The organism is Streptomyces antarcticus (genome assembly GCF_026627255.1).
Lineage (GTDB): Bacteria > Actinomycetota > Actinomycetes > Streptomycetales > Streptomycetaceae > Streptomyces > Streptomyces antarcticus.
The window spans coordinates 65,198-89,321 of sequence record NZ_JAPNLM010000029.1 but is presented as its reverse complement, the minus strand read 5'-3'; the positions used below and the strand labels follow the sequence as shown (position 1 = coordinate 89,321).

Annotated in this window: 24 protein-coding genes, 1 pseudogene and 1 riboswitch; of the genes and pseudogenes, 12 read left to right on the top strand and 13 right to left on the bottom strand. The window is 74.2% G+C overall.

The features are described 5' to 3' along the window. The 5 genes and pseudogenes from OTB16_RS32490 to OTB16_RS32470 all read right to left on the bottom strand — a co-directional run. Positions 1 to 945, bottom strand: a 945-nt coding sequence (locus OTB16_RS32490; protein WP_267725419.1) for an ABC transporter ATP-binding protein, incomplete at its 3' end; no start/stop codon positions are given. Continuing rightward, positions 942 to 2,027: pseudogene (locus tag OTB16_RS32485) on the bottom strand (energy-coupling factor transporter transmembrane component T); the annotation flags it as partial. The gene OTB16_RS32490 and the pseudogene OTB16_RS32485, both read right to left, overlap by 4 nt. A gap of 545 nt (positions 2,028 to 2,572) precedes the next feature. Then, on the bottom strand, positions 2,573 to 3,340 hold the full coding sequence (locus tag OTB16_RS32480) for an SCO2322 family protein (RefSeq protein WP_267725417.1): 768 nt from the start codon (positions 3,338 to 3,340) through the stop codon (positions 2,573 to 2,575). Next, positions 3,340 to 4,590, bottom strand: a complete 1,251-nt coding sequence (locus tag OTB16_RS32475; protein WP_267725415.1) for a prenyltransferase/squalene oxidase repeat-containing protein — start codon at positions 4,588 to 4,590, stop codon at positions 3,340 to 3,342. The genes OTB16_RS32480 and OTB16_RS32475 overlap by 1 nt, the downstream gene beginning before the upstream one ends. A 144-nt stretch (positions 4,591 to 4,734) precedes the next feature. Next, positions 4,735 to 4,834, bottom strand: a riboswitch (cobalamin riboswitch). Positions 4,835 to 4,911: 77 nt separating this feature from the next. Then, entirely contained in the window at positions 4,912 to 6,066 is a 1,155-nt protein-coding gene (locus tag OTB16_RS32470) for an MBL fold metallo-hydrolase (RefSeq protein WP_267725413.1), read from the bottom strand. A gap of 207 nt (positions 6,067 to 6,273) precedes the next feature. On the opposite strand from OTB16_RS32470, the gene OTB16_RS32465 reads away from it, so the two are divergent. The 3 genes from OTB16_RS32465 (at position 6,274) to OTB16_RS32455 (ending at position 8,609) form a co-directional block, all read left to right on the top strand. Next, complete coding sequence (locus OTB16_RS32465; protein ID WP_267725410.1) at positions 6,274 to 7,752, top strand: aldehyde dehydrogenase; 1,479 nt, start codon at positions 6,274 to 6,276, stop codon at positions 7,750 to 7,752. Beyond that, a complete protein-coding gene (locus OTB16_RS32460; protein WP_267725408.1) occupies positions 7,752 to 7,985 on the top strand; it encodes a ferredoxin in 234 nt (77 codons plus the stop codon). Before OTB16_RS32465 ends, OTB16_RS32460 begins: the two co-directional genes overlap by 1 nt. 105 nt (positions 7,986 to 8,090) lie before the next feature. Beyond that, positions 8,091 to 8,609, top strand: a complete 519-nt coding sequence (locus OTB16_RS32455; RefSeq protein ID WP_267725406.1) for a hypothetical protein — start codon at positions 8,091 to 8,093, stop codon at positions 8,607 to 8,609. A gap of 48 nt (positions 8,610 to 8,657) precedes the next feature. Here the strand turns inward: OTB16_RS32455 and OTB16_RS32450 are convergent, their stop codons facing one another. Further along, on the bottom strand, positions 8,658 to 9,281 hold the full coding sequence (locus tag OTB16_RS32450; RefSeq protein ID WP_267725404.1) for a TetR family transcriptional regulator: 624 nt from the start codon (positions 9,279 to 9,281) through the stop codon (positions 8,658 to 8,660). A 250-nt stretch (positions 9,282 to 9,531) separates the two neighbouring features. Here OTB16_RS32450 and OTB16_RS32445 point away from each other — a divergent pair, with 250 nt between their 5' ends. The 3 genes from OTB16_RS32445 to OTB16_RS32435 all read left to right on the top strand — a co-directional run bounded on the left by OTB16_RS32445 (position 9,532) and on the right by OTB16_RS32435 (position 12,768). After that, the gene (locus OTB16_RS32445) at positions 9,532 to 10,851 is read left to right on the top strand and encodes a glycosyltransferase family 4 protein (protein ID WP_267725402.1); all 1,320 of its coding nucleotides are present in this window, start codon (positions 9,532 to 9,534) and stop codon (positions 10,849 to 10,851) included. Positions 10,852 to 10,948: 97 nt separating this feature from the next. Further along, a complete protein-coding gene (locus tag OTB16_RS32440; protein WP_267725400.1) occupies positions 10,949 to 11,683 on the top strand; it encodes a class I SAM-dependent methyltransferase in 735 nt (244 codons plus the stop codon). After that, positions 11,680 to 12,768, top strand: coding sequence for a prenyltransferase/squalene oxidase repeat-containing protein (locus OTB16_RS32435; RefSeq protein ID WP_267725398.1), 1,089 nt, complete (start codon positions 11,680 to 11,682; stop codon positions 12,766 to 12,768). Before OTB16_RS32440 ends, OTB16_RS32435 begins: the two co-directional genes overlap by 4 nt. A gap of 89 nt (positions 12,769 to 12,857) precedes the next feature. Here the strand turns inward: OTB16_RS32435 and OTB16_RS32430 are convergent, their stop codons facing one another. Further along, on the bottom strand, positions 12,858 to 13,160 hold the full coding sequence (locus OTB16_RS32430) for a hypothetical protein (protein ID WP_267725394.1): 303 nt from the start codon (positions 13,158 to 13,160) through the stop codon (positions 12,858 to 12,860). A gap of 136 nt (positions 13,161 to 13,296) precedes the next feature. On the opposite strand from OTB16_RS32430, the gene OTB16_RS32425 reads away from it, so the two are divergent. The 3 genes from OTB16_RS32425 to OTB16_RS32415 all read left to right on the top strand — a co-directional run bounded on the left by OTB16_RS32425 (position 13,297) and on the right by OTB16_RS32415 (position 15,753). Further along, on the top strand, positions 13,297 to 13,938 hold the full coding sequence (locus tag OTB16_RS32425; RefSeq protein ID WP_267725392.1) for a hypothetical protein: 642 nt from the start codon (positions 13,297 to 13,299) through the stop codon (positions 13,936 to 13,938). 105 nt (positions 13,939 to 14,043) lie between these two features. Beyond that, positions 14,044 to 14,448 (top strand): hypothetical protein, encoded by a 405-nt coding sequence (locus OTB16_RS32420; RefSeq protein WP_267725390.1) that lies wholly within the window; start codon positions 14,044 to 14,046, stop codon positions 14,446 to 14,448. A 396-nt stretch (positions 14,449 to 14,844) separates the two neighbouring features. Beyond that, on the top strand, positions 14,845 to 15,753 hold the full coding sequence (locus OTB16_RS32415; protein ID WP_267725388.1) for a GNAT family N-acetyltransferase: 909 nt from the start codon (positions 14,845 to 14,847) through the stop codon (positions 15,751 to 15,753). On the opposite strand, the gene OTB16_RS32410 is transcribed toward OTB16_RS32415, so the two are convergent. From OTB16_RS32410 to OTB16_RS32390, 5 genes are all read right to left on the bottom strand, one after another. Next, positions 15,750 to 16,760: an LLM class F420-dependent oxidoreductase gene (locus OTB16_RS32410; RefSeq protein ID WP_267725387.1), complete on the bottom strand. Its 1,011-nt coding sequence runs from the start codon at positions 16,758 to 16,760 to the stop codon at positions 15,750 to 15,752. The genes OTB16_RS32415 and OTB16_RS32410 overlap by 4 nt on opposite strands. A gap of 123 nt (positions 16,761 to 16,883) precedes the next feature. Beyond that, entirely contained in the window at positions 16,884 to 17,723 is an 840-nt protein-coding gene (locus OTB16_RS32405; protein ID WP_267725385.1) for a DUF5336 domain-containing protein, read from the bottom strand. Between the two features lie 151 nt (positions 17,724 to 17,874). Continuing rightward, positions 17,875 to 18,876: an N-acetylmuramoyl-L-alanine amidase gene (locus OTB16_RS32400; RefSeq protein ID WP_267725383.1), complete on the bottom strand. Its 1,002-nt coding sequence runs from the start codon at positions 18,874 to 18,876 to the stop codon at positions 17,875 to 17,877. Between the two features lie 101 nt (positions 18,877 to 18,977). Beyond that, positions 18,978 to 19,619 carry a class I SAM-dependent methyltransferase gene (locus OTB16_RS32395; RefSeq protein ID WP_267725381.1) on the bottom strand — a complete coding sequence of 214 codons (642 nt, stop codon included), beginning with the start codon at positions 19,617 to 19,619 and terminating at the stop codon, positions 18,978 to 18,980. A 236-nt stretch (positions 19,620 to 19,855) separates the two neighbouring features. After that, entirely contained in the window at positions 19,856 to 20,293 is a 438-nt protein-coding gene (locus tag OTB16_RS32390; RefSeq protein WP_267725380.1) for an ATP-binding protein, read from the bottom strand. Positions 20,294 to 20,377: 84 nt separating this feature from the next. Between OTB16_RS32390 and OTB16_RS32385 the strand changes: the two genes are divergently transcribed. Together OTB16_RS32385 and OTB16_RS32380 are read left to right on the top strand one after the other, a co-directional pair. Next, on the top strand, positions 20,378 to 21,226 hold the full coding sequence (locus OTB16_RS32385) for a helix-turn-helix domain-containing protein (RefSeq protein WP_267725378.1): 849 nt from the start codon (positions 20,378 to 20,380) through the stop codon (positions 21,224 to 21,226). Beyond that, on the top strand, positions 21,186 to 21,446 hold the full coding sequence (locus OTB16_RS32380) for a DUF397 domain-containing protein (RefSeq protein ID WP_267725376.1): 261 nt from the start codon (positions 21,186 to 21,188) through the stop codon (positions 21,444 to 21,446). Before OTB16_RS32385 ends, OTB16_RS32380 begins: the two co-directional genes overlap by 41 nt. A gap of 267 nt (positions 21,447 to 21,713) precedes the next feature. Here OTB16_RS32380 and OTB16_RS32375 read toward each other — a convergent pair whose 3' ends face one another. Continuing rightward, positions 21,714 to 21,938: a hypothetical protein gene (locus OTB16_RS32375; protein ID WP_267725374.1), complete on the bottom strand. Its 225-nt coding sequence runs from the start codon at positions 21,936 to 21,938 to the stop codon at positions 21,714 to 21,716. Between the two features lie 43 nt (positions 21,939 to 21,981). Between OTB16_RS32375 and OTB16_RS32370 the strand changes: the two genes are divergently transcribed. Beyond that, on the top strand, positions 21,982 to 24,114 hold the full coding sequence (locus tag OTB16_RS32370; protein WP_267725358.1) for an acyl-CoA dehydrogenase family protein: 2,133 nt from the start codon (positions 21,982 to 21,984) through the stop codon (positions 24,112 to 24,114). The last annotated feature ends 10 nt before the right edge of the window (positions 24,115 to 24,124 follow it).

Here is a 24,124-nt window from a genome sequence, read left to right as displayed (position 1 = left end):
CCGTTCGCCGGAAGGGGTGGGTCGGGTGGGGGTGGGGTGTTGCGTGGTGTGGGGCGGGGCTGGATGTGCCGGTTGCTGTTTGTTGGGAGGGCTGGGCGGTCGGCGTGGGGGGTGGTGCCCGTCCGGGGTAGGGGTGAGGCGGGTGCGGAGGGGGGTGGCCAGGCGGCGGGCGTCGCGGACCGACAGGGGGAGCGGGGACCAGCCCGCCAGGCGGCCCAGGGAGACCACCGGCGGGTGGACGGGCGAGACGGCCATGATCCCGGCCGGGGTGCCGAGGACGGGGGGCGCCCCCGGGGCGGGCAGGAGCAGTACCCGGTCGGCGTACTGCACCACCCGCTCCAGCCGGTGCTCCGCCATCAGCACGGTGGTGCCGAGGTCGTGCACCAGTCGCTGGAGCACGGCCAGGACCTCCTCCGCGGCCGCCGGGTCCAGCGCGGACGTCGGCTCGTCCAGCACCAGGACCTTCGGGTGCGGGGTCAGTACCGAGCCGATCGCCACCCGCTGCTGCTGGCCGCCCGAGAGGGTGGCGATGGGCCGGTCGCGCAGCTCGTTCAGGCCGAGGAGGTCGAGGGTCTCCTCCACCCGGCGCCGCATGACCGCGGGCGCCAGGCCCAGGGACTCCATCCCGTACGCGAGCTCGTCCTCCACCACGTCCGTCACGAAGTGGGCCAGGGGGTCCTGCCCGACCGTGCCCACCACGTCCGCCAGCTCGCGCGGCCTGTGCGTGCGCGTGTCGCGGCCCGCGACCGTCACCCGGCCGCTCAGCCTCCCGCCCGTGAAGTGCGGGACCAGCCCGGAGACCGTGCCCAGCAGGGTGGACTTGCCGACGCCCGACGGCCCCACGAGGAGCGTCAGCTCGCCCTCCGGGACCTCCAGGTCGACGCCGCGGAGGGAGGGGGCGTCCGCTCCCTCGTAGGTGACCGACACCTGTTCGAAGCGGATCACTGCGAAGACTCCTTGGGCGGTACGGGTGCCACGAAGGCGGGCAGCAGGCCAATCAGGACCGCGGCCGCAGGCCAGACCGGCAGGGTGGGGGCGACCAGCGGGACCACACCGGGGTGCAGGCCCTCCGGGTCGAGGGTGCCCGCGTAGACGAGGAGGGCCGCCACGGCCGCCCCCGACCCGGCGACCAGCCAGGCGCGCGCGCCCCAGCGGTCGGGGCGGTAGCGGGTGCGCACCGACCGGCGGCCGCCGAGCCGCAGGCCCCCGAGGGCGAGGACCAGGCCGATGCCGAGTACGGGGAGCCCGTACGCCGCCCCCTGCGCGGCCAGCAGCCCGTATGTGCCCGCGCACATGCCGAGCAGGCCGCCGAGGGTGAGGACGTTGGTGGTGTGCCGGACGGCGGACGGGACGTCGGCGGTGCGGCCGTAGCCGCGGGCGTCCATCGAGGCAGCGGTGGCGACGGAACGCTCCAAGGCCCCCTCCAGCACCGGCAGGCCGATCTGCAGGACGGCCTTGACCCCGCCGGTGGGGCGGCCGCGCAGCCGTCGGGCGGTCCGCAGCCGGACGACGTCGGCCACCATGTTCGGCGCGAAGGTCATGGCGACGACTACGGCGACCCCGGCCTCGTACAGGGCGGCCGGGAGGGACTTCAGCAGTCGGGCCGGGTTGGCGAGGGCGTTCGCGGCGCCCACGCAGACGAGGAGGGTGGCGAGCTTGGCCCCGTCGTAGAACGCGAAGACCAGCTGCTCGGCGGTGACCCTGCCGCCGAACCGGATGCCCTGCGCCCACGCGGGCAGCGGGACCTCGGGGAGGGTGAACAGGGTGTGCGAGCCGGGGATGGGGGAGCCGAGCAGCATGGAGAAGAGGAGGCGCAGGCCGATGACGAACAGGCCGAGCTTGAGGAACGCCCCGTAGGAGCGGGCCCAGGGCGCGGCGGTGCGGCGGGCCGCGACGACGTAGCCGGCCACGCCGACGATCAGGCCGAGGAGGAGGGGGTTGGTGGTGCGGGAGGCGGCGGTGGCCAGGCCGAGTGCCCAGAGCCACCACGCACCCGCGTGCAGGGCGTTGCCGCGGGTCGCCCGCGGCGGCTGCCAGGGCCTGCGGCGCGGGTGCTCGTACGGGACCCCCCGCGCGGGGCCGCCCTGCGGCCGGGCGCCACCGCCGCGCCGACTGTACGGAACCCCGCGCGCGGACCCGTTGTCCGGCCGGGCGGGGCGGGGGCCGGAGCCGGCGTGGGGGCGGGGACGGTCCGGCGCTCCGGCGGGCGGGCCGGCCGGTCCACCCGGTCCACCCGGTCCACCCGGTCCACCCGGTCCACCCGGTCCACCCGGTCCACCCGGTCCGTCCGGACCGGCCTGGGCCGCGCCCGGCTCCGCCCCGGCCGCGGGGCCGCCGCCGGAACGGGCCCGACCCGCGTCAGCTCGTGCCGCGTCGGGCTGCCCCGCGCCGGGCTGTGCCGCGTCGGGCTGTCCTGCGGCAGCTCGCGCCGCGCCGGGCTGTGCCGCGTCGGACTGCGCAGGGCCGGGCGGGGCGGGGTGGGTGTCGTCGGGGGCGGGGTGCGCGGACCGCGCCGCGACCGCCGGGTTGCCCCGCGAGCCGGGGGCCCGGTCCGGGCTGGGGGTGGGCGGGGTCATCGGTTGCGGCGGCGGGACTGCCAGACGCCGGCCGCGGCCAGGGCCGCCACCGCGGCGATGCCCGCCAGCAGGCCCGCCGAGGGGCCGCCGCCCGGGGACGCCGTGGACGAGGACGTCGTGGACGAGGGCGCCGCGGAGGGGGAGCCGGTGGCCGCCGGGGCGTCCGCCATCGGCTCGCCGCAGCCCTGCTTCGGGTAGCCGGAGATCGCGCACAGCAGCGCCGCGCTGTTGTAGCGCAGCGGTTTGGCTACCGCCGCGAGGGCCTCGGCCGTGGTGGCGTCCGGGGCCACCTGGGCGCAGGCCGTGCGCGGCGCGTCCTGCGGCGGGGCGTCGCCCGCCGGGGCGTCCGCGGGGACGCCGAAGTCGACGACCAGGGCCACGCGCTTGCGGCCCGCGACCGGGTCGGTGCTCCCGCAGACCGCCGCGAAGTCGGCCGGGGACCGCGGCCGGGCCGCCTGGTCCGCGGCGTCCTTGCTCACCGCGAAGCGGAAGCCCTGTACGGAGCCGTCCGCCGGGCGGGCCAGCGAGGGGCCCTGGGTGGCGTACGCCCACGGCCCGCCCGCGCCGTCCCAGAAGGACCAGTAGCGGTAGCCCGCCGCCAGCGCCGGGCCGGCGGCCAGGAGGGAGAGGACCGTACCGAGGGCCAGGGCGAAGGCCAGGACCCGGGCGGCCGGACCGCGCCTGCCGGCGGGCCGGCCCGGGACGGGCCCCCGGGAGCGGTGCCCCTCCGGGCCGGTCGGGTGCGGCGGCGGACGGCGGCGCATCAGAGCTGGTTCTTCTTCCGGCGGCCGCTCAGCAGGATGCCGATACCCATGCCGGCCGCGGCGCCCGCACCGATGATCCACCAGAGGTTGTCGCCGCCCGAGTCGCCGTCCTTGCCGCTGTCCACCTTCGTGGCGCCGGTGTCCGCGCCCATCGGGGCCGGGCCCGTCGCGTTCAGCTGGGCGACGAGGTCGGCGCCGCCGAAGGACTTCGGGTCCGTGCCCGTGGCGTGCGCGGCCAGGATCAGCGTGCCGAGGGCCGCCGGGCTGTCCTTCGCCCACGCCGCCGAGTTGCTCTTGAGCCACTCCAGTGCGCCCGCCGCCGACTGCTCGTGTCCGGCCGCGGCCAGGGCGATCACCGCGTCGGCGGTGTTGCCGGTGTCGGCGGTCGGCTGGTCCGCGCCCGGGGTCAGGGCCGTCAGGTGGCCGTCCTTCTTCAGGGCTTCCGCGAGGTAGCCGGCCGCGCCCTGGGCGGCGGCCGCCGGGTCGGCGGCGGCCGCCGGGCAGACCAGCGGGGCCGCCGGGGTGTCCGTGGCCGACCGGGGTACGGCCGCGCCCCTGCCGAGGCCGGCGAGCGTCGCGGCGGCCGTCGCGTCGGGGTTGGCGAGGAGCTTGCCGTCGACCGGCTGGTACGCGAACGCGCCCCGGTCGGCGGCCGGTTCGGCGGCGCAGCCGAGCTGGAAGGGGAACAGGCCCTCGTACGCCGTCTTGCCCGCCTTTGAGCGGACCTCGGCCGGCTTCTCGCCGGCCACCGCGAGCGCGCTGATCACCAGGGCGGTGGAGTTGGCCTCGCTCGGGGAGCCCGGGACGTACGCCCAGCCGCCGTCCTCGTTCTGCACCGACTTCAGCCAGCCCACGGTCTTCGCGACCGCGGCGTCCTGGCCGCCGAGGGCCTTCAGCGCCTGCACGGCCGCGGCGGCGGCGTTGGTGTCGTACATCGTCTTGTCGTCGCACGCCGCGGCCGTGTCGGCGCGGAAGGAGGCGAAGGCGCCGTTGGCGCAACTCTGGCCGACCAGCCAGTCGACGGCCTGCGGGGCGGGCTTGACGCCCACCGTGTGCTGGGCGAGCAGCGCGAAGGACTGCCGCCACACGCCGTCGTACGTGGGGTCGCTCTTGCCGTACAGGCCGGAGGGGATCACCGGAGGCGCGGACGGGGAGGCGGGCGGCGCGGTGTCGGCGAGGGCTGCGGGGGCGGCGCCCACGCAGAGCACGGCGGAGGCGGCGAGCGCGGCGGCGCTGCGGCGGACGGTCATGGGGCGGGTGCCTCTCGTGCTGGGGAGCGGGAGGCAGGCACGCGCAGGCACCGGGCTCCGGCTCCGTATACCTCGACGGTGCCGGCCGCCGGGGGGCCCGGCGGCACGAGCCGCGCACTCCGCTACGGGGCATTCCGGCTCCCCGTCCCGGTGGGAGCCGGGGCGGGTCACGGTTGCGGGTCAGCGCCGGAATCGCACCGGCTTCCCCCCGTACGGAAGTGTGGACGACCTGCCCACTGTACCGGCCCGTAGCTCCCGTGCCCGGGGCGCCGGCCTGCCGCACCCCTTACCGGGCCGCGGCCGCGGGGGTGCCCGTACGGCTCACAGCGCCCGGTACGCCACCGGGTCGCTGCCCGGGACCGCCTCCGCGCGGCCCTGCTTCACCAGGCGCCGCAGGTGCGCCTCCGCTTCCGAGACGGCGATGTTCCGGGAGCCGTACGGGATCTGCTCCCAGGGCCGGTTCCACTCCATCCGCTCCGCCAGCGCCCACGGTGTCAGCGGCTCGGCGAGCAGCTCCCACAGCCCGGTCAGCCGCTCCTCGTGGTGGTCCAGCAGCTCCCGTACGCGGGCGGGGGCGTCGGTGAAGGCGTGCTGGTGGGCCGGGAGGACCTCGGCGGGGCGCAGCCGGCCGATGCGTTCGAGGGAGTCGAGGTAGTCGCCGAGGGGGTCGGTGACGCGGGTCACGCCGTGCTCGTCGGGGGCCTCGTACAGGCCGATGTGGGGCGAGATGCCGGGCAGCAGGTGGTCCCCGGAGAAGAGGCGGCCGTTGCCGGGGAGCCGGGCGGGGTGCTCCTCCTCCAGGTGGAGGCAGACGTGGCCCGGGGTGTGGCCGGGGGTCCAGATGGCCCGCAGCCGGCGGCCGGCGAGGGGGAGCAGCTCGGTGGGGACGATCTCCCGGTCGGGGACGGCGGCCCGCAGTCCGGGCAGGGTCCGCATGCGGCCGCTCGCGCGGGCGGCGCGGAGCGGGGCGACGTGTTCCTCGGGGGCTCCGGCGGCGGCGAGCTTCTCGCTCATGTAGTCGAACCAGACGCCGGGCTCGGAGGCGCGGGTGCGGACGACGACTTCGGTGTCGGCGGCGTGCATGGCGATCCAGGCCCCGGAGGCCTCCCTGACCTGGCCGGACAGACCGTGGTGGTCGGGGTGGTGGTGGGTGATGACGACGCCGTGGACGTCGGAGACGGAGGTGCCGAGGGCGGCGAGGCCGCCGGCGAGGGCGTCCCAGGAGTCGGGGTCGTCCCAGCCGGTGTCGATGAGGACCGGGCCGCGGTCGGTGTCGAGGACGTGGACGAGGGTGTGCCCGAGCGGGTTGTCGGGGATGGGGACCTTGACGGCCCAGACGCCCCCGCCGTGGTCGGTGACCTGCGGGGCCGCCGTCGGGGCCGCAGGCGGGGCGGGGTGCGGGGCCGCCTGCGGCGGTGCTTCCGGCGTCGCCCGTGGCGGTGCCTGCGGGGTGGTGTGCGACGTGTCCTCCGGCATGAGGGCCCCTTGTCTGTGACCTGTCGGTGCACCTGTCCGTACACCCGACGGCGAACGAGAACTTGTTGCAGTAGTCGCCCAAGTCGACCATCTCCGGGCGCGTCTGACTAGTCGTTGGATCTTCTCCGCCGTTCTGTCCTGTCCGTGGACTCCTGGAACTAGAACTGGTATCAGTTCGGGAACGCCAAGCCGCAGGAGGCATCAGCCATGACGGAGCTCGTGGAACACGGACAGCTGTTCATCGGCGGGGAGTGGACGGATCCACTGGGCACCGGGACGATCCAGGTCGTCTCCCCCCACACCGAGCAGGTCATCGGCTCCGTCCCGCACGCCTCGGAGGCGGACGTCGACCGCGCGGTCGCGGCGGCGCGCAAGGCCTTCGACTCCGGGCCCTGGCCGCGGATGAGCCTGGAGGAGCGGATCGAGGTCGTCTCCCGGATCAAGGACGCCATCGCCGTCCGGCACGAGGAGATCGCCCGCTCGATCAGCTCCCAGAACGGCTCCCCGTACTCCTGGAGCGTCCTGGCCCAGGCACTCGGCCCGATGATGGTCTACGACGCCGCGATCACCGTGGCGCGCGCCTACCCGTACGAGGAGCACCGCCAGGGCGCCCTCGGGCCGATCCTGGTGCGCCGCGAGCCCGTGGGGGTCGTCGCGGCCGTCATCCCGTGGAACGTGCCGCAGTTCGTGGCGGCGGCCAAGCTCGGCCCCGCGCTGCTCAGCGGCTGCGCCGTCATCCTCAAGCCCTCCCCGGAGGCCCCCCTCGACTCCTACATCCTCGCCGACATCGCACGCGAGGCCGGGGTGCCGGAGGGCGTGCTGTCGATCCTGCCCGCCGACCGGGAGGTCAGCGAGTACCTGGTCGGGCACCCCGGCGTCGACAAGGTGGCCTTCACCGGCTCGGTCGCCGCCGGCCGGCGCGTGATGGAGGTCGCCGCCCGCAACCTCACCCGCGTCACCCTCGAACTCGGCGGCAAGTCCGCCGCCGTCGTCCTGCCGGACGCCGACGTGGCGGCCGCCGTCGCCGGGATCGTGCCCGCAGCCTGGATGAACAACGGCCAGGCCTGCGTGGCCCAGACCCGCGTCCTCGCACCGCGCGGCCGGTACGGGGAGGTGGCCGAGGCCCTCGCGGCCGCTGCGGGCGCCCTCGTCGTCGGCGACCCCCTCGACCCGGCCACCCAGCTCGGCCCGCTGGTGGCCCGGCGGCAGCAGCAGCGCTCCCTGGACTACATCCGCATCGGCCAGGAGGAGGGCGCGAAGATCCTCACCGGCGGCGGCCGCCCGGCGGACCAGGAGCGCGGCTGGTACGTGGAGCCCACCCTCTTCGGCGACGTCGACAACTCCATGCGGATCGCGCGGGAGGAGATCTTCGGGCCGGTCGTCTGCCTGATTCCGTACGGGGACGAGGCGGAGGCGGTGCGCATCGCCAACGACTCGGAGTTCGGCCTGAGCGGGAGCGTCTGGACGGGGGACGTCGAGCACGGCATCGACTTCGCCCGGCAGGTCCGCACCGGCACCTTCAACGTCAACACCTTCAGCCTCGACATGCTGGGCCCCTTCGGCGGCTACAAGAACAGCGGCCTGGGGCGGGAGTTCGGCCCGGAGGGGCTCGCCGAGTACCTGGAGCACAAGATGATCCACCTGCCCGCGGGCTATGCGGCGGGTGCTGCCGAGGCGGGGGCCTGATGGGCGACCGCTGGCAGGTCGAGGTGGACCGCGGGGTCTGCATCGGCTCGGGGATGTGCGTCAACCACGCCCCGGACGGCTTCGCCCTCGACACGGCGCGCCAGTCGCACCCGCGCACGCCGCAGACGGACGCGAACGAACCGGTCCTCACGGCGGCGGAGGGCTGCCCGGTCGAAGCCATCCTGATCACCCTGGCCGCCACGGGCGAACCGGTCTTCCCGCCGGAGGACTAGGCCGCCTCTATACCCCGTTCAGACCCGGTCCGGGGCCTGTGGCACACTCCTGCGACGATCACCGGCGGACCCGCCTCCGGCGACGTCGCCGGAGGCGGGGGCCACATGCGCGCGAGGACATGGGCAGGGGCCGCGGCGGCTGCGGCGGCCGCCCTGCTGACGGCCTGTGACCCCGGCCCGGCCGCCGCGGGCGCCACCCTGGGCGCCGAGGCGGAGCCGGCGCGGTCGGCGGTGGCCGCCGAACTGTCGGAGGTGGCCGAGCGGGCCGGACTGAGCTCGGCGCCGCAGCTCGACCTGCCGCACCAGCGGGACATGCGTGCCGCCACGGGCGAGTGCATCGCGGCCTGGGACAGCCGCGTGGATGCCACGGCCGAGACCGTCGACGCCCTGGCGGACGACCTGGCCCGCCGGGGCTGGACTCCCGCCAGCGGGGGCTGGTACGAGCAGAACGGGACCCGGACTCTCGGAATGACCAGGGCGGATTGGGAGATGGAGGTCGCCCATGTCGCCCCGGGTGCTGACGGCCGGCTGTCGCTGATCGCGACTCAGCGCACCGTCGAGTGCCTGGACGCGCTCTCGGAAACCGTGGTGAGGAACGCCGGGAGCGGGAGCCCGTCGTCCTGACGGCCACCACGTCATCCAAGGCGACGGAGGGGGCGGGCACCGGCAGGATCAGGCCTTTTCCGGGGACGTCAGGTCGATCAGGCGGCAGACCGTCTCGATGTCGATCTTGACCTGGGCTATCGAGGCGCGGCCTGACAGCCAGGTGATCAGCGCCGAGTGCCAGGTGTGCTCGATGACGCGGACCGCCGAGAGCTGTTCCGCCGTCGGCGGGGCCTCCAGCCCCATCGCGTCCAGGATGATCGCCGTCGTCAGCCGGGACACCGTGTCCACCTCGGGGCTCACGCTGCGGTCCGCGAACGTCAGCGCCCGCACCATCGCGTCGGCCAGGTGCGGTTCCCGCTGGAGGGCGCGGAAGGCGCGCATCAGCGTCTCCGCGACCCGGGCCGCCGGGTCGTCGCCCGCCGGCGGGCGTTTGCGCAGGGTGGCGTGCATGTGCTGGAGCTGGTCCTGCATGGTGGCGACGAGCAGGTGCACCTTGGACGGGAAGTAGCGGTAGAGCGTGCCGAGCGCGACGCTGGACGACTCCGCGACCTCGCGCATCTGCACCGCGTCGAAACCGCCCCGGCTGGCCAGTTGGGCGCTGGCGTGCAGGATCCGGCGGCGGCGCGCCTCCTGGCGCTCCGTCAGGGGCGGGGACGCCGGCGTGGTGACGCCCTTCGCTTCCGCTGTCATGTGTCCCGTTCCATGGCGTTCCGTGTCGTGTGCGGGGGGCAGATGGGGGCAGATGGGGGGCAGGTTCCGGGCTGATCCGGGGCCAGCATGCCAGGCGCCGGAGTCGTGGCGCGAATCACCTGCTCCGCCTCTTACGGTGTAGTTTCCGGCCGGTAGATTCAATGGTCTTCGACGGATCAAGTCTGAAACTTGTTCTACATTATCCGAGCGGTTACGCTCCGGCGAAAGTGCAGGGAGATGGGGGCCGAGAGTGACCGCTGAGGCCATGGTGACAACCCCTTTCGCGGGTTCCGCCACTGACGGCGACCGTCCGATGCGCATCGCACTGCTCACCTATAAGGGGAACCCGTTCTGCGGCGGGCAGGGCGTCTACGTCCGTCACCTCTCGCGCGAGCTCGTACGCCTGGGACACTCCGTCGAGGTCATCGGCGCGCAGCCCTACCCGGTCCTCGACACGGGCGCCACGCTCACCGAGCTGCCGAGCCTGGACCTCTACCGGCACCCCGACCCCTTCCGGACCCCGGGGCGCGACGAGTACCGGGACTGGATCGACGCCGTCGAGGTCGCCACCATGTGGACCGGCGGCTTCCCCGAGCCGCTGACGTTCTCGCTCCGGGCCCGGCGCCACCTCGCCGCCCGCGCGGGCGAGTTCGACGTCGTCCACGACAACCAGACCCTCGGCTACGGCCTGCTGGGCGACCTCGGCGCGCCCCTTGTCACCACCATCCACCACCCCATCACCGTCGACCGGCAGTTGGACCTCGACGCCGCCAAGGACCGCCGCAAGCGCGCCTCCGTGCGCCGCTGGTACGGCTTCACCCGCATGCAGGGCCGGGTCGCCCGCCGCCTGCCCTCCGTACTGACCGTCTCCGGCTCCTCCAAGCAGGAGATCGCCCAGCACCTCGGCGTCCGGGACGAGCGCATCCACGTCGTCCACATCGGCGCCGACACCGGCCTCTGGTCGCCCGACGCGTCCGTCGCCGAGGTCCCCGGCCGCATCGTCACCACCTCCAGCGCCGACGTCCCGCTCAAGGGCCTCGTCCACCTCGTCGAGGCGCTCGCCAAGCTGCGCACCGAGCAGCCCGCCGCGCACCTCGTCGTCGTCGGCAAGCGTGCCGAGAAGGGGCCGGTCGCCCGCGCCATCGAGACGTACGGGCTCCAGGACGCCGTGCGCTTCGTCAAGGGCATCACCGACGCCGAGCTCGTCGACCTCGTCCGCAGCGCCCAGATCGCCTGCGTCCCCTCCCTGTACGAGGGCTTCTCGCTGCCGGCCGCCGAGGCCATGGCCACCGGCACCCCGCTCGTCGCCACCACCGGCGGCGCGATCCCCGAGGTCGCCGGCACCGACGGCGAGACCTGCCTCGCCGTACCGCCCGGCGACGCGGGCGCCCTGGCCGCCGCGCTGGGCCGGATGCTCGGCGACCCCGAGCTGCGCGCGAGACTCGGCGCCGCCGGGCGCGAGCGGGTCCTGACCCGCTTCACCTGGGCCAAGGCCGCCGAGGGCACCGCCGCGCACTACCGCGCCGCCATCGCGGCGGCGGCCGTCGCCCGTACCCCCGGTACCCGGTGACCTTCCGCTCCGCGCGGTCCCCCCGGTCTCCCCGGTCCCCCCGATCCACGCCCCACCCCCACCCCCTCCACTCCCGCGACCGCGAAGGCAGGACCCCGTGCTGACCGTCGATTTCTCCCGGTTCCCGCTCGCCGCAGGCGACCGCGTACTCGATCTGGGCTGTGGCGCAGGCCGGCACGCCTTCGAGTGCTACCGGAGAGGCGCCCAGGTGGTCGCCGTCGACCGCAACGGCGAGGAGATCCGCGAGGTCGCCAAGTGGTTCGCCGCCATGAAGGAGGCCGGTGAGGCCCCGGCCGGCGCCACTGCCACCGCCATGGAGGGCGACGCGCTCGCGCTGCCCTTCCCCGACGACTCCTTCGACGTCGTCATCATCTCCGAGGTGATGGAGCACATCCCCGACGACAAGGGCGTGCTCGCCGAGATGGTCCGCGTCCTCAAGCCCGGTGGCCGCATCGCCATCACCGTCCCGCGCTACGGCCCGGAGAAGATCTGCTGGACGCTCTCCGACGCCTACCACGAGGTCGAGGGCGGCCACATCCGCATCTACAAGGCCGACGAGCTGCTCGGCAAGATGGAGGCCGCCGGCCTCAAGCCGTACGGCACGCACCACGCCCACGGGCTGCACTCCCCGTACTGGTGGCTCAAGTGCGCCTTCGGCGTCGACAACGACCAGGCGCTGCCCGTCAAGGCGTACCACAAGCTCCTGGTCTGGGACATCATGAAGAAGCCCCTCGCCACCCGCCTCGCCGAGCAGGCCCTCAACCCGGTCATCGGCAAGTCCTTCGTGGCGTACGCGACCAAGCCGCACCTCCCCGTCGGCGCCGCCCAGTGACCTCACCCGGGCGCACCGAACCGGAACACCTGGTCCTGGACGGCGTACTGACCGCCGAAGAGGCCGCGCTGACCGTCGCCGGCATCCTCGCCGCGCAACGGCCGGACGGCGCCATCCCGTGGTTCCTCGGCCACCACCTCGACCCGTGGGACCACACCGAGGCCGCGATGGCCCTGGACGCGGCCGGCGAGCACGAGGCCGCCGGGCGGGCGTACGCCTGGCTGGTCCGCCACCAGAACCGGGACGGCTCCTGGTACGCGGCCTACGCCGACCGGCCCGACGGGGTGGACACCGCCGAGCCGCAGGACGCGGGCCGGGAGAGCAACTTCACCGCGTACATAGCCGTCGGCGTCTGGCACCACTACCTGTCCACCGGCGACGACGCCTTCCTGGACCGCATGTGGCCGGCCGTCCGCGCGGCCGTGGAGTGGGTGCTGGCCCTCCAGCAGCCCGGCGGGGAGATCGGCTGGAAGCGGGAGGCCGACGGCACGCCCGTCACCGACGCCCTGCTGACCGGCTCCTCCTCCATCCACCAGGCGCTGCGCTGCGCCCTGGCCATCGCCGAGCACCGCGAGGAGCCGCAGCCCGACTGGGAGCTTGCGGCGGGCGCCCTGCGCCACGCCGTCCGGCGCCACCCGGAGCGGTTCCTCGACAAGAACCGCTACTCGATGGACTGGTACTACCCGGTCCTGGGCGGCGCCCTGACCGGCGCCGAGGCGGCGGAGCGCCTCGCGGAGCGCTGGGACGAGTTCGTGGTCCCCGGTCTGGGCGTGCGCTGCGTCCTGCCGAACCCGTGGGTCACGGGCGGGGAGTCCTGCGAGCTGGCGCTCGCGCTGTGGGCGACGGGGCAGTCCGACCGGGCGCTGGAGGTCCTGAGGTCGATCACGCACCTGCGCGCCGACAACGGCATGTACTGGACGGGTTACGTGTTCCAGGACGGGGCGGTCTGGCCGGTGGAGCAGACGACCTGGACCGCCGGGTCCCTGCTGCTCGCCGTCGCGGCGCTGGGCGGGGACGAGGCCACCACCGAGGTGTTCGGCGGGGCCTCGCTCCCGACCGGGCTGGAGCCCGACTGCTGCGGCTGACCGGACGCCGCCGACGCCGACGCCGACGCCGGCGTCGGACCGGACCGGACCGGCTGGGGTGTCAGCGGCAGGGTGTCATCAGCGGGGCGTCAGCGGCGGTAGAGCCAGCCGGCGACGGCGTGGCCTATGAGGAGATAGGCCACGGCCGCGACGCCGTAGCCGACGACGACCTGGACCCATTCGCGGCTGAAGGTGAACAGGTCGTAGGACCATCCGGCCAGCCAGGAGGCGGCGTCGTGGATGAAGTCGACGAGGCCGTTCGCCTGGTTGGCCTCCAGCAGGTACAGCAGGATCCAGAGGCCGATCACGAAGGCGAGCACGTCCGCCACCAGTGCGACGGCACGGCCTGCCTGACTGCTTCCCCGGGTACGCGTCCGCGTGTGTGATGTCATACAGCCCGTGTTGCCGCCCGGGCGTGTCGTAAACGTGCCGTAAAGACGAACGTGCACCCGAACGGGCCGTCCTGGAGGGCGGATCAGGACATCCCGGGCGAGGCTGCGGAAGACACCTCAGTCCCCGGAGGCAATCGTGTCCGTACCCACAACCGTCCGATTCCGTCGATCCCTCGCCGCCGTGGTCCTGTCCACGTCGTTGTTGGCCGGTGCCACCGCGTGCGGCGGCGGCGGTGAGAGCAGGGCCCAGGGCGAGAGCGTCTCGATGGCCTCGGCCGCCGAACTGGCGGCCCTCGCCGCGGCCGTGCCGGCCGCGAACGAGGCCGACGAGGCCGCCGCCGTGACGCCGTCGCCCAGTACGAGCGCCGAGAAGCAGAAGTTCGCCAAGACGCGGTTCGTGGCCAACGCCGGGCTCGCGGCCGGGGCGACGTACCAGTGGATCATCAAGCCGTACCAGGCGGGCAAGTTCAAGAAGGGCACGAAGGGACGTACGTTCGCGCTGGTCAAGGCCGGTCTCGCCGGTGCCTTCGCCTACAACAGGCTCAAGGCCGCGGGCGAGAACGCCAAGGGCGACCCGCTGCTGTCCAAGGCCATGGTCCCGCTGACGGCGGGCATCGAGTCCCTCAAGGGCCTCGGCACCAAGCTCCGCAAGGGCCAGTCGGGCGACGCCGACGTCGGCGCCTTCCAGGACGTCATCAACGGCGTCAAGGAAGCGGGCAAGAGCGCGGGAGCCACGGTGACCGACAAGGTCCCCAGCGTCTCCCAGCTCGGCGGCTAGCCGGCGGCCCCGCGATCGGGAGTCGGGCGGCCGGCGGTCCCGGCCGCCCCTTCCGGCTGCTCCTTCCGGCTGCGCGGAGCGTCGTCGGGCCTGTTTCAATGGGGCGTGATCGAAATCGTGGCTGTCGTCCTCGGGGCGGCCGGGGCCGGCTGGCTGCTCCGCCGCAAGCACCTGCGCCGGGCGGCCGCCGGACCGGCGGCCGGGATCCCCTGCATGGTGCGGAACCCGGCCGGGGCGGGCCGCTGGCGCCCGGGCCGGGTGTACGCCGACCAGGGCACGGCCCGCTGCGTCCCCGGGCGGGGCGACCCCGTCCCGCTGCCGGGCGGCCGCGCCACCGCCGTACGGGCGCCCTCCGTGAAGGAGGGGATGTCCATCAACCCCGGCTCGCGGATCGTGACCTGCGCGTACGGGGACGGGGACGGCGGGACCATCGAGATCGCCGTCATGGCCCTGGACCTGAGCGAACTCCTGGAAGCGATTCCGCGGTCCGAGACCGAGTCCCCGAGCTAGGGCGTCCCTTTCGGATCTTGCCGGGTCCGCGGGCGTACGGCCGGAGCCCCGGCCGCCGCGTGGTCGCGGTGGCCGGGGCTCCGGTGTGCTGCGGGGGCGGGGAACCGGTGGCGCGGGACGGGGTCCGGCCCGTCGGCGCCCTTCTTGGTGCCGTCACCGAAGGCCACGTCCACCCGGGCGACCGGCCAGGGCGTGCGGAGGTCCGTGCGTCGACGGAAATCCGTGGACGGACCCGCGGAAGATCTCGTACGGTGTGGCTCCACGCCCTGAGATGGACGGAAGGAGGCGAGTGCCGTGCGGTTCACACCTTTCCAGCGCTCCCTTTTCCGCCCTCCCTGCGTGGTTCGCCAGTTCTGACCGGGAGCGCTCCAAGCAGCCTTTATCCCGGAGGAATCCATGACCGATCCGGTCATCCGCGCGCTCTCCGCGAGCGACGCCCATCTCTTCGACGCACTCCCCGACCCCCTGGGCGCCCGTGAAGGCCACCGGCGTACCCGGTTCCGCCCCGACTGGAAGCGCGTCGCCCTGCGCGACGGCGAGGTCGTCGCACGCGGCGCGTGGTGGGGCGGCCCCGACGACTCGGAGCCCGTCAACATCAACTGGTTCGACGTGGCCGAGGGCGAGGAGGAGGCCGGGGCCGAACTCCTGCGCTCCGCTCCCTGGCAGGTCGAACTCGAGATCAACCTGCCCGGCGGCTGGCGGGAGGAGAGCCGCCTGCGCGCCGGCGCCGAGGCGCGCTTCGCCGCCGCACGAGCCGCGGGGTACGAACGCCTCGTGGAACGCTTCCTGTACCGCTGGACCCCCGAGCGAGGTCTGCCCGAGCGGCCCGGACGCCTGCGCTTCAGCACAGAACCCGACGACACCGTGTTCTTCGACGCGTTGCGCCGCATCCACTCCGTCACCCTGGACGCCCACGCGCTCAGGGCCATCGAGGAGGGTGGCCCCGACCAGGCCGCCCAGGAGGAACTCGACTTCTTCCACTGGTGCCCCTCCCCACGGGAGTGGTGGCAGACCGCGCACACGCCGGAGGGCGACCTGGCCGGCATCCACATCCCGGCCCACAACCCCTCCGGCCCGACCATCGGCTTCATCGGAGTCGTCCCTGAACAGCGCGGTCGCGGCTACGCCTACGACCTCCTCGCCGAGTGCACCCACCTCCTCGTCGGGCAGGGCGCGGAGTTCGTCAGCGGGGCGACGGACCAGGGCAACTTCCCCATGGCCGCGAACTTTGCCAGGGCCGGCTTCCCCGTCGTCCGTGAACGCATCAACTTCCACCCGGTGGGCCGAGCGGCGACGGAGGGCTAGCTGTTGAGTTCGGCCAGGACGCGCAGGGTGTGGGGGTCCGGGGCCGCCAGGAGCAGGTCGGTGACCGGACCCTTGCGCCACAGCTCCAGGCGTTCGGCGATCCGCTCCCGGGGGCCGATCAGGGAGATCTCGTCGGCGAAGGCGTCCGGGACGGCGAGGACCGCCTCCTCCTTGCGGCCGGCGAGGAACAGCTCCTGGATGTGGCGGGCCTCGTCCTCGTAGCCCATGCGGGCCATCAGGTCGGCGTGGAAGTTGCGGGCCGCGTGGCCCATGCCGCCGATGTAGAAGCCGAGCATGGCCTTGACCGGCAGCAGCCCCTCGGCCACGTCGTCGCAGACCTTGGCGCGGGCCATCGGCGCGATCATGAAACCGTCGGGGAGGTCCGTGAGGGAGGCCTGGTAGACGTCGGTGCGGGTCGGCGACCAGTAGAGGGGGAGCCAGCCGTCCGCGATGCGGGTGGTCTGGGCGATGTTCTTCGGGCCCTCCGCGCCCAGCAGGATTGGCAGGTCGGCGCGGAGCGGGTGGGTGATGGGCTTGAGCGGTTTGCCGATGCCGGTGCCGTCCCCGCCTCGGTACGGGTGCTGGTGGAAGCGGCCGTCCAGGGCGACCGGGCCCTCGCGGCGCAGGACCTGGCGGATGACGTCGACGTACTCGCGGGTCGCGGTCAGCGGGCTCGCGGGGAACGGGCGCCCGTACCAGCCCTCGACGACCTGCGGTCCGGACAGGCCCAGGCCCAGCATCATGCGGCCGCCGGAGAGGTGGTCCAGGGTGAGCGCGTGCATGGCGGTGGCGGTGGGGGACCGGGCGGCCATCTGCGCGATGGCCGTGCCGAGGCGGATGCGTGAGGTGTGAGCGGCGATCCAGGTCAGCGGGGTGAAGGCGTCCGAGCCCCAGGCCTCGGCGGTCCACACGGAGTCGTAGCCCAGGCGCTCCGCCTCGGTGGCGAGGTCGAGGTGGTCGGGGGCGGGGCCGCGGCCCCAGTAGCCGAGTGCGAGTCCCAGACGCATGTACGGTCCCCTCCGCGATGCCAAATCTGACGGTGCGTCAGGCGACTGTAAGGCAACGGCCCCCCGCCCGGAAGGGGGCGGGGGGCCGTTGCCGACGGGCCGAGGCGCGGAGGGCGCGGGGGCTCAGCCCCGCTGGATGTTCGACGTGTCGTTCAGGACGCCGCGGCGGCCGTCCTGGGTCTGGGCGATCAGCGTGGCCGGGCCGCGCTGGTCGACGGCCAGGTACCAGGTGCCCGGGGCGAGCTCGGCGATGGGGGCGGGGGAGCCGTCCTCGCCGAAGAGGGGCCGGGCCACCGGGACCGCGAACCAGAACGGCGTGAAGTCCGCGGCCGGGGCCGGGGCCGGCTGGCCCCCGCGGGACGCGTCCTGCGGACCCGGGCCGGGGGCCGGGGCCGGGGTGGGCTCGTGGGAGCCGCCGTAGGGCGGGACGGGCTGCGGGGTGCTGCCGTACGGCTGCTGCTGCTGACCGCCCGGGTAGCCGTAGCCGGCGCCCGGCTGGGGCTGGCCGCCGTACGGCGGGATCGCGGCCGGCTTCGGCTCCGGCACCAGGCCGCCGGCGAGCGCCGGGACCTTCGAGCCGAACAGGGCAACGCCGGCGAGGAGCAGCGTCGCCAGGAAGGCGATGACGGCGCCCGCGCCCAGGTCGATCCCGCTCGGGCAGGTGATCAGCGCCCACAGCGCGGACCAGGCCGCCGACACCGCGAGTACGGTGCCCCAGGCGCCGAGCGGAAGGCCCAGCACCTTGCGGGTCTCCGGCTGGAAGCGGGCGGCGACGAGCAGGCCGGCCGCGATGAAGCCGATCAGGAAGACGCTGGGGAGGACGAGCCGGTAGGCGTCGGTGTCCCACGCGCTCGGGGTGTCGATGCGGGGGGAGGAGTAGAAATCGAGGAACGAGGCGATGAACAGCAGCACCGCTGCTCCGATCACCACGCCGTCGCCTCGAGTGAGGGAGCGGATGTTCACGTCTTAGGTGTCCTTCTCGGTCTCGGTCGTGTCGTGGTGCCGCGGTCGCAGAGCGTGCCTGGAGCGGGGCGGGCGGCACCATGGTACGGAGGTCACCGGGGTCCGAGGGGATCGGGGCGGCGAGCGGTCCCGGAGGGACCGCCCGTGGGGACTACCCGCCGAGGAAGCCGACGATGCCGTTCGCGATGCCCTGGGCCGCCTTCTGCCGCCACTCCGGACTCGTCAGCTGCGCCGCGTCCTTGGCGTCACGCATGTTGCCGCATTCGATGAACACCTTGGGGCGGGTTGACAGGTTCAGTCCGCCGAGATCGTCGCGGACGACCAGTCCGGTTCCGCTGCCGAGGTAGTTGGCGGGGGCGGAACCGGTGGTCCGGGCGAAGTTCCCGGCGATCCGCTCGCCGAGTTCGCGGGAGGGTCCGACGATCTTCGCGGTGTCGGCGCCGCCCGCCTTGACGGTGGCCGGGAGGATGACGTGGAAGCCGCGGCTGCCGGCCGAGACGCCGTCCGCGTGGACCGAGACGACGGCGTCGGCGGCGGCCTCGTTGCCGATGCGGGCGCGCTCGTCGATGCAGGGGCCCCAGGGGCGGTCGGCCTGGTGGGTGAGGACGACCTTGACGCCCTGGGCCTCCAGGACGGCCTTGACACGCAGCGAGACGTCGAGGGTGAACTCGGCCTCCATGTAACCGGAGTTCGTGGTGGTGCCGGTGGTGTCGCACTCCTTGCGGTTGGTGCCGATGTCCACCTGCTTGTTGATCTCGGTGCCGTGCTTGAAGTTGCCGGTGTTGTGGCCGGGGTCGATGACGACCGTCCGGCCGGTCAGCGGCCCCTTGGCCGGAGCGGGCGCGGAGGCCGCCGGGGAGGGTGACGCGGATGTGGAGGCGGAGACGGACGCGGACGTCGAGGCGGAGGCCGAGGGGCTGCCCGTCGCCGGGGCGCCGGGCTTCGCGTCCGGGCCGGACGCCGCGGACGCCCCGGCGGGCCGCTCCTCGGCTCCGCCGGAGGCCAGCACCTGGGTCAGCAGCCAGCCCGCCAGGCAGGCCGGCGCGACCGCGGCGGCCGCGACGACGAGCGTGGAGCGGCGGGCGTACCAGGGACGGTCCGGGCTGACCGAAGAGCCGGACTCGGGGGTCGGGGAACTGCCGTCGTAGCGCACGCGGCGATGCTAGACCGGCCCTCCCGCCCCCGTACGGACCCTGGGCCATCCGGGGGCGCGGTGTGCTTATGTGCCGGGGCGGTTGTGCCGGGGTGGCCCGGCTACAGGCCGGGGCCGGTCCGGCGCAGTACGCGCAGCGAGTCCGTGACGGACGTCTCCTCGAAGGCCCCGGAGGCCAGGGCGCGCTGGTGGATCCGGTACGGGGCCTGCCCGCCGTCCGCCGGGTCCGGGAACACGTCGTGGATGACGAGCGTCCCGCCCACCGCGACGTGCGGGGCCCAGCCCTCGTAGTCGCCGGTGGCGTGCTCGTCGGTGTGGCCGCCGTCGATGAAGACCAGCCCGAGCGGACCGGCCCAGGCCGCGGCGACCCGCGGGGAGCGGCCGACGACCGCGATGACGTGGTCCTCCAGGCCGGCCGCGTGGAGGGTGCGGCGGAAGGTGGGCAGTGTGTCCATCAGGCCGACCTCGGGGTCCACGACGGTCGGGTCGTGGTACTCCCAGCCGGGCTGCTGCTCCTCGCTGCCGCGGTGGTGGTCGACGGTGATCGCGGCCACCCCGGCCTCGCGGGCGGCGTCGGCGAGCAGGATCGTGGAGCGCCCGCAATACGTGCCGACCTCCAGCAGCGGGAGCCCGAGCGCGGCGGCGCCGACGGCCGCCTCGTACAGGGCGAGGCCCTCCCGTACGGGCATGAACCCCTTGGCGGCCTCGAAGGCGGCGAGGGTCTCCGGCTTGGGCGTGGCCATGTCGTCTCCGGCGGGGTGAGGGGTGGTCGGGCCTGGGCGCTCATGTTGCCCTACCGCCCGGTAGCGGTCCATGGCGGGGGCCGGGCGGGAGGGGCAGGGCTGCCGCGGGCCGTGGGTGGCTGCGGCGTTGCCGCCGGGGCGCCACCCCGGAACCCGTGCCTCCATGACCGGCGAGGGTGAGAGGGTGCGGCTCGAACAGGAGCGCCTGAGGTGGGGGTGGCTCAGATGGGGGTGGCTCAGGTGGCCGGGGCGCCCGGGGCGTCGCACTCGAACCAGACCGTCTTGCCGACGGGCAGCGGCAGGCAGCCCCAGCGGTCGGTCAGCGCCTCGACGAGGAGCAGGCCCCGGCCTCCCTCGTCGGGTTCCCCCGGTCCCGTGTGCGCGGGAGCGGGGCGAACCGGGTCCGGGCAGGCGTCCGACACCTCGACCCGCAGGCCGCCTGGCTGCCGCAGGATCACCACCCGGCAGACCCGCCCCGGCACGTGCCGCACGACGTTCGCGACCAGCTCGGACAGCGCCAGCTCCGCGTCCCCGGCCAGCCCGGCCATGTCCCAGTGGCGCAGGAACGCCCGCAGGATCCGCCGTATCGGCCGGGCCGAGTGCTCACCGACGGTGAAGCCCATGCGGTAGCTGTCGCCCATGCCTGTGGGGAACAGGTCAGTTGCGTGATTCATGTCACCAGAATGGAGAGGGATGGTTACGCTCGGCTACGGCCTGAAATGAACGCCGCACCGCGTGAACTTGGGGGTGACCGCCTCATGGTCAACATCCGTGATCTGGACCCCAGCGCCTCGCCGCTGGACTACTACGGCTCGGAACTCCGCCGTCTGAGGGAGGGTGCCGGACTCAAACAGGGTGCGCTCGGCAGCATCATCTTCTGTACGGGCTCTCTTATCGGGCAGATCGAGACGGCTCGCAAGGTTCCAACCCGGGACTTCTCGGAACGGGTGGACGCGGCGCTGGGGACGGGAGGAATGTTCTCGCGGCTGGTGGGCCTGGTGCTGCGGAGTCAACTCCCGACGTGGTTTCAGGCGTACGCCGAGATGGAGGCGAGGGCGGCGTACATCTCCTCGTTCCAGGCGCAGCTGGTGGACGGGCTGATGCAGACCCCGGCGTACGCGCGGGCCCTCTTGGGCGGACGGTCTCCAAGGGGACTCGACGCGAAAGTGGAGGCTCGGATGGACCGCCAGCGCATCCTGGACCGCGAAAACCCGCCACTGATGTGGGTGGTACTGAGCGAAGCGGTGCTACACCAGGAGATCGGTGGCCGGGAGGTCATGCGGAATCAACTTTCCCACCTGTTGGCGGAGCGAGAACGGGAGTGGGTGAAGGTGCAGATCCTGCCCTTCGAGGCTGGCGCCCACGCCGGGTTGATGGGTTCCTTCAACCTGCTGCGGTTCGACGACGATCCCGATCTCGTCTACACCGAGGACTTCGTGCAGGGCCACATGACGGCCAATCCGCAAGCGTTCAGGGAAGGTTCGCTCCGTTACGATCACGTGCAGGCCGCCGCCCTGTCCTTGGAGGATTCGGCGGCGCTGATCGCCCGCGTAATGGAGGAGCGCTATGGAAACCATCCAGAAACTGATGGGCGTGCGGTGGCGTAAGTCCTCGTACAGCGGCGACACCGGCGGTCAGTGCGTCGAGTGCGCCCCCCTGGGCGGCGCCGCCTGGCAGAAGTCCTCGTACAGCGGTGACACCGGCGGTGAGTGCGTCGAGGTCGCCGCGCAGCCCTGCCGGATCGCCGTGCGGGACTCCAAGAATCCCGGCGGGCCCGCCTTCACCGTCGGCCCCGCCGCCTTCGCCGCCTTCGTCAGGGCCCTGTAGCACCCGCGTCCCCGCCCTGGAGGACTCCCCGGCGGTGTCGCCGCGAAGCCGCTGGGGGGCCGGGTCGGACCGGCGGCTCGTCGCCGTCGAGCACGTGCACGCGGGGTCGCCCGTGGGCGACGGGTTCCGTGCCGGCCCCGCTGACGGCGGGGCCCCGATCAGCCCGCCGGGCCGGGCTGCCCGCGAGGGGGTTCGGCGCGGCGGGGGTTGCTCGTACCGCATCCGAGGCGGACCAGCCGGTCCAGTCACGTCCCCGTCGTCCAGCATTCACGGCTTCCCGGCGACGTCGCACTCCTCGTCGCCGCAGAAGAAGCAGTCGCCCCCGTCGCCCGGCAGGCTCCGTACCGGCCGCAGCGGTACGCCCTCCGCGCGCCGGTAGCCGAGCCGGCCGTACCCGGGGCACTTCCACCACTGCTCGGGCCGGGGCGCGGGCGTCGCCCCGCCCCGGCGGTTGCGCGTGTATGCGACCCGCTGTCGAAGAACACGTTCCAATCTGACCTTCCGTCAGATTGGAACGTGTTCTAGTCTGCCGCGCATGGGCATCGGAATCACGCAGGAACAGCGGGAGTTGGCCGAAGCCGTGCGCGGCTGGGTCGCGCGGGTCGTGCCGCCCGAGGAGGTGCGCAAGCTGCTCGACAGCCCGCCGCGGACCGGGGTGCGGCCCGCCTACTGGGACGCGCTGGCCGAGTCCGGGCTGCTGGAGCCGCACCTGGAGGGCGGCACCCTGCTCGACCTCGCCGTCGTGGTGGAGGAGGCCGCGCGGGGGGCGCTGCCGGGGGCGTACCTGCCGAGCGCGCTGGCCTCCGTACTGCTGGACCGGGCCGGGGCCGAGCCGCTCGCCGGCCGGGTCGGCGCGGTGGCGCTGGGGCCCGGCAGCCTGACCGCCGTAGCCGTCGAGGGCGGCGGCCACCTGCTGGACGGGGACGCGCCCCCGGTGCTCGGCGCCGGCGAGGCCGACCTCGTGCTGCTCGCGGCGGAGGCCGCGCACGGCACCCGCTGGTTCGCCGTGGACGCCGCCGCGCTGGACATCCGTACGCACGAGGCCGCCGACCCCACCCGGCCCACCGCCGAGGTGCGGGTGCGCGGGGTCACCGTGCCGGCCGGGCGGCTGCTGGAGCTGGACGCCGCCCTGGTACGGGACCTGGCGTGCACGCTGTTCGCCGCCGACGCCTGCGGCACCGCCGCCTGGGCGGTGCACACCGCCGCCGAGCACGCCAAAGTGCGCGAGCAGTTCGGCTGGCCCATCGGGCGGTTCCAGGGGGTCAAGCACCTGTGCGCCGACATGCTGGTGCGCCTGGAACAGGCCCGGGCGCTCGCCTGGGACGCCGCGCGGGCGGCGGACGAGAGCGCCGACGTACGGTCGCTGACCGCCGCGCTGGCCGCCGGGACCGCGCTCGACGCCGCGTACTCCTGCGCCAAGGACTGCATCCAGATCCTCGGCGGCATCGGCTTCACCTGGGAGCACGACGCCCACATCTACCTGCGCCGGGCCCTCGTCGCCCGCCAGCTCCTCGGCCCCGGCGACGGGCACCGCGTACGGGCCGCCCGGCTCGCGGCGGCCGGTGCCCGGCGCGAGCTGCGCCTGGAACTCCCGCCGGAGGCCGAGGCGCACCGGTCGCGGGCCCGGGCCGCCGTCGAGGACGCGCGCGGCCTCGACCCGGCGGCCGCCCGGCGGGTCCTGGCCCCCACCGGCTACGCGGCGCCGTACCTGCCGCCGCCGTACGGGCTGGGCGCCGGACCCGTCGAGCAGCTCGTCGTCCAGCAGGAGCTGCGGGCGGCCGGGGTCAAGGTCGCCGACCTGGGGATCGCCACCTGGGTCGTGCCCTCGCTGCTCGCCTACGGCACCCCGGAACAGATCGGGACGCACCTGCCGGCGACCCTGCGCGGGGACGCCACCTGGTGCCAGCTGTTCTCCGAACCGGAAGCCGGCTCCGACCTGGCCTCACTGAGGACCAGGGCGGAGCGCACCGGGGACGGCGGCTGGAAGGTCAACGGACAGAAGGTGTGGACGAGTTCCGCGCACAGCGCCGACTTCGGGATCCTCCTCGCCCGGACCGACCCGGCCGCGCCCAAGCACAACGGCCTCGGCTACTTCATCGTCGACATGAAGAACACCCCCGGCATCGACGTCCGGCCGCTCAAGGAGCTCACCGGCGAGGCCCTCTTCAACGAGGTCTACTTCGACGACGTGTCACTGCCCGCCGACGCGCTCGTCGGCGCGGCCGACGGCGGCTGGAAGGTCGCCCGCAACACGCTGGGCAACGAACGGGTCCACATGGCCGACCAGATGACCTTCGACACCGGCCTGGAGGCGCTGATCGCCCGCTCCGACGCGCTCGACGGCGCGTACCGGGCCCGGATCGGGGCCCTGGCCGCCGAGGCGCACGCGCTGGCGTGCATCGGGATGCGGACCACCCTCCAGCAGGTGTCGGGGCTGGAGCCGGGCGCGGGTGCGTCCGTACGCAAGCTCGTCCAGACCCCGCACCAGCAGCGGACCGCCGAGCTCGCGCTCGAACTGCTGGGGCCCGCGGGGGCGGTGCGGGAGGGGGCGGGGGAGCGGGCGGTGCACGGGATGCTCATGTCCCGCTGCCTGACCATCGCCGGGGGCACCACGCAGGTCCAGCTCAACGTCGTCGCCGAGCGGATCCTCGGCCTGCCCCGGGACTGACCGGGCTCAC

Excerpts from the sequence above, each read along its gene's own strand:
- OTB16_RS32390 (WP_267725380.1), bottom strand. The coding sequence starts at position 20,293 with ATGAATCACGCAACTGACCTGTTCCCCACAGGCATGGGCGACAGCTAC.
- OTB16_RS32470 (WP_267725413.1), bottom strand. The coding sequence starts at position 6,066 with ATGCCGGAGGACACGTCGCACACCACCCCGCAGGCACCGCCACGGGCG.
- OTB16_RS32410 (WP_267725387.1), bottom strand. The coding sequence starts at position 16,760 with ATGCGTCTGGGACTCGCACTCGGCTACTGGGGCCGCGGCCCCGCCCCC.
- OTB16_RS32370 (WP_267725358.1), top strand. The coding sequence starts at position 21,982 with ATGGGCATCGGAATCACGCAGGAACAGCGGGAGTTGGCCGAAGCCGTG.
- OTB16_RS32395 (WP_267725381.1), bottom strand. The coding sequence starts at position 19,619 with ATGGCCACGCCCAAGCCGGAGACCCTCGCCGCCTTCGAGGCCGCCAAG.
- OTB16_RS32430 (WP_267725394.1), bottom strand. The coding sequence starts at position 13,160 with ATGACATCACACACGCGGACGCGTACCCGGGGAAGCAGTCAGGCAGGC.
- OTB16_RS32460 (WP_267725408.1), top strand. The coding sequence starts at position 7,752 with ATGGGCGACCGCTGGCAGGTCGAGGTGGACCGCGGGGTCTGCATCGGC.
- OTB16_RS32455 (WP_267725406.1), top strand. The coding sequence starts at position 8,091 with ATGCGCGCGAGGACATGGGCAGGGGCCGCGGCGGCTGCGGCGGCCGCC.
- OTB16_RS32480 (WP_267725417.1), bottom strand. The coding sequence starts at position 3,340 with ATGCGCCGCCGTCCGCCGCCGCACCCGACCGGCCCGGAGGGGCACCGC.
- OTB16_RS32380 (WP_267725376.1), top strand. The coding sequence starts at position 21,186 with ATGGAAACCATCCAGAAACTGATGGGCGTGCGGTGGCGTAAGTCCTCG.
- OTB16_RS32385 (WP_267725378.1), top strand. The coding sequence starts at position 20,378 with ATGGTCAACATCCGTGATCTGGACCCCAGCGCCTCGCCGCTGGACTAC.
- OTB16_RS32450 (WP_267725404.1), bottom strand. The coding sequence starts at position 9,281 with ATGACAGCGGAAGCGAAGGGCGTCACCACGCCGGCGTCCCCGCCCCTG.
- OTB16_RS32415 (WP_267725388.1), top strand. The coding sequence starts at position 14,845 with ATGACCGATCCGGTCATCCGCGCGCTCTCCGCGAGCGACGCCCATCTC.
- OTB16_RS32475 (WP_267725415.1), bottom strand. The coding sequence starts at position 4,590 with ATGACCGTCCGCCGCAGCGCCGCCGCGCTCGCCGCCTCCGCCGTGCTC.
- OTB16_RS32465 (WP_267725410.1), top strand. The coding sequence starts at position 6,274 with ATGACGGAGCTCGTGGAACACGGACAGCTGTTCATCGGCGGGGAGTGG.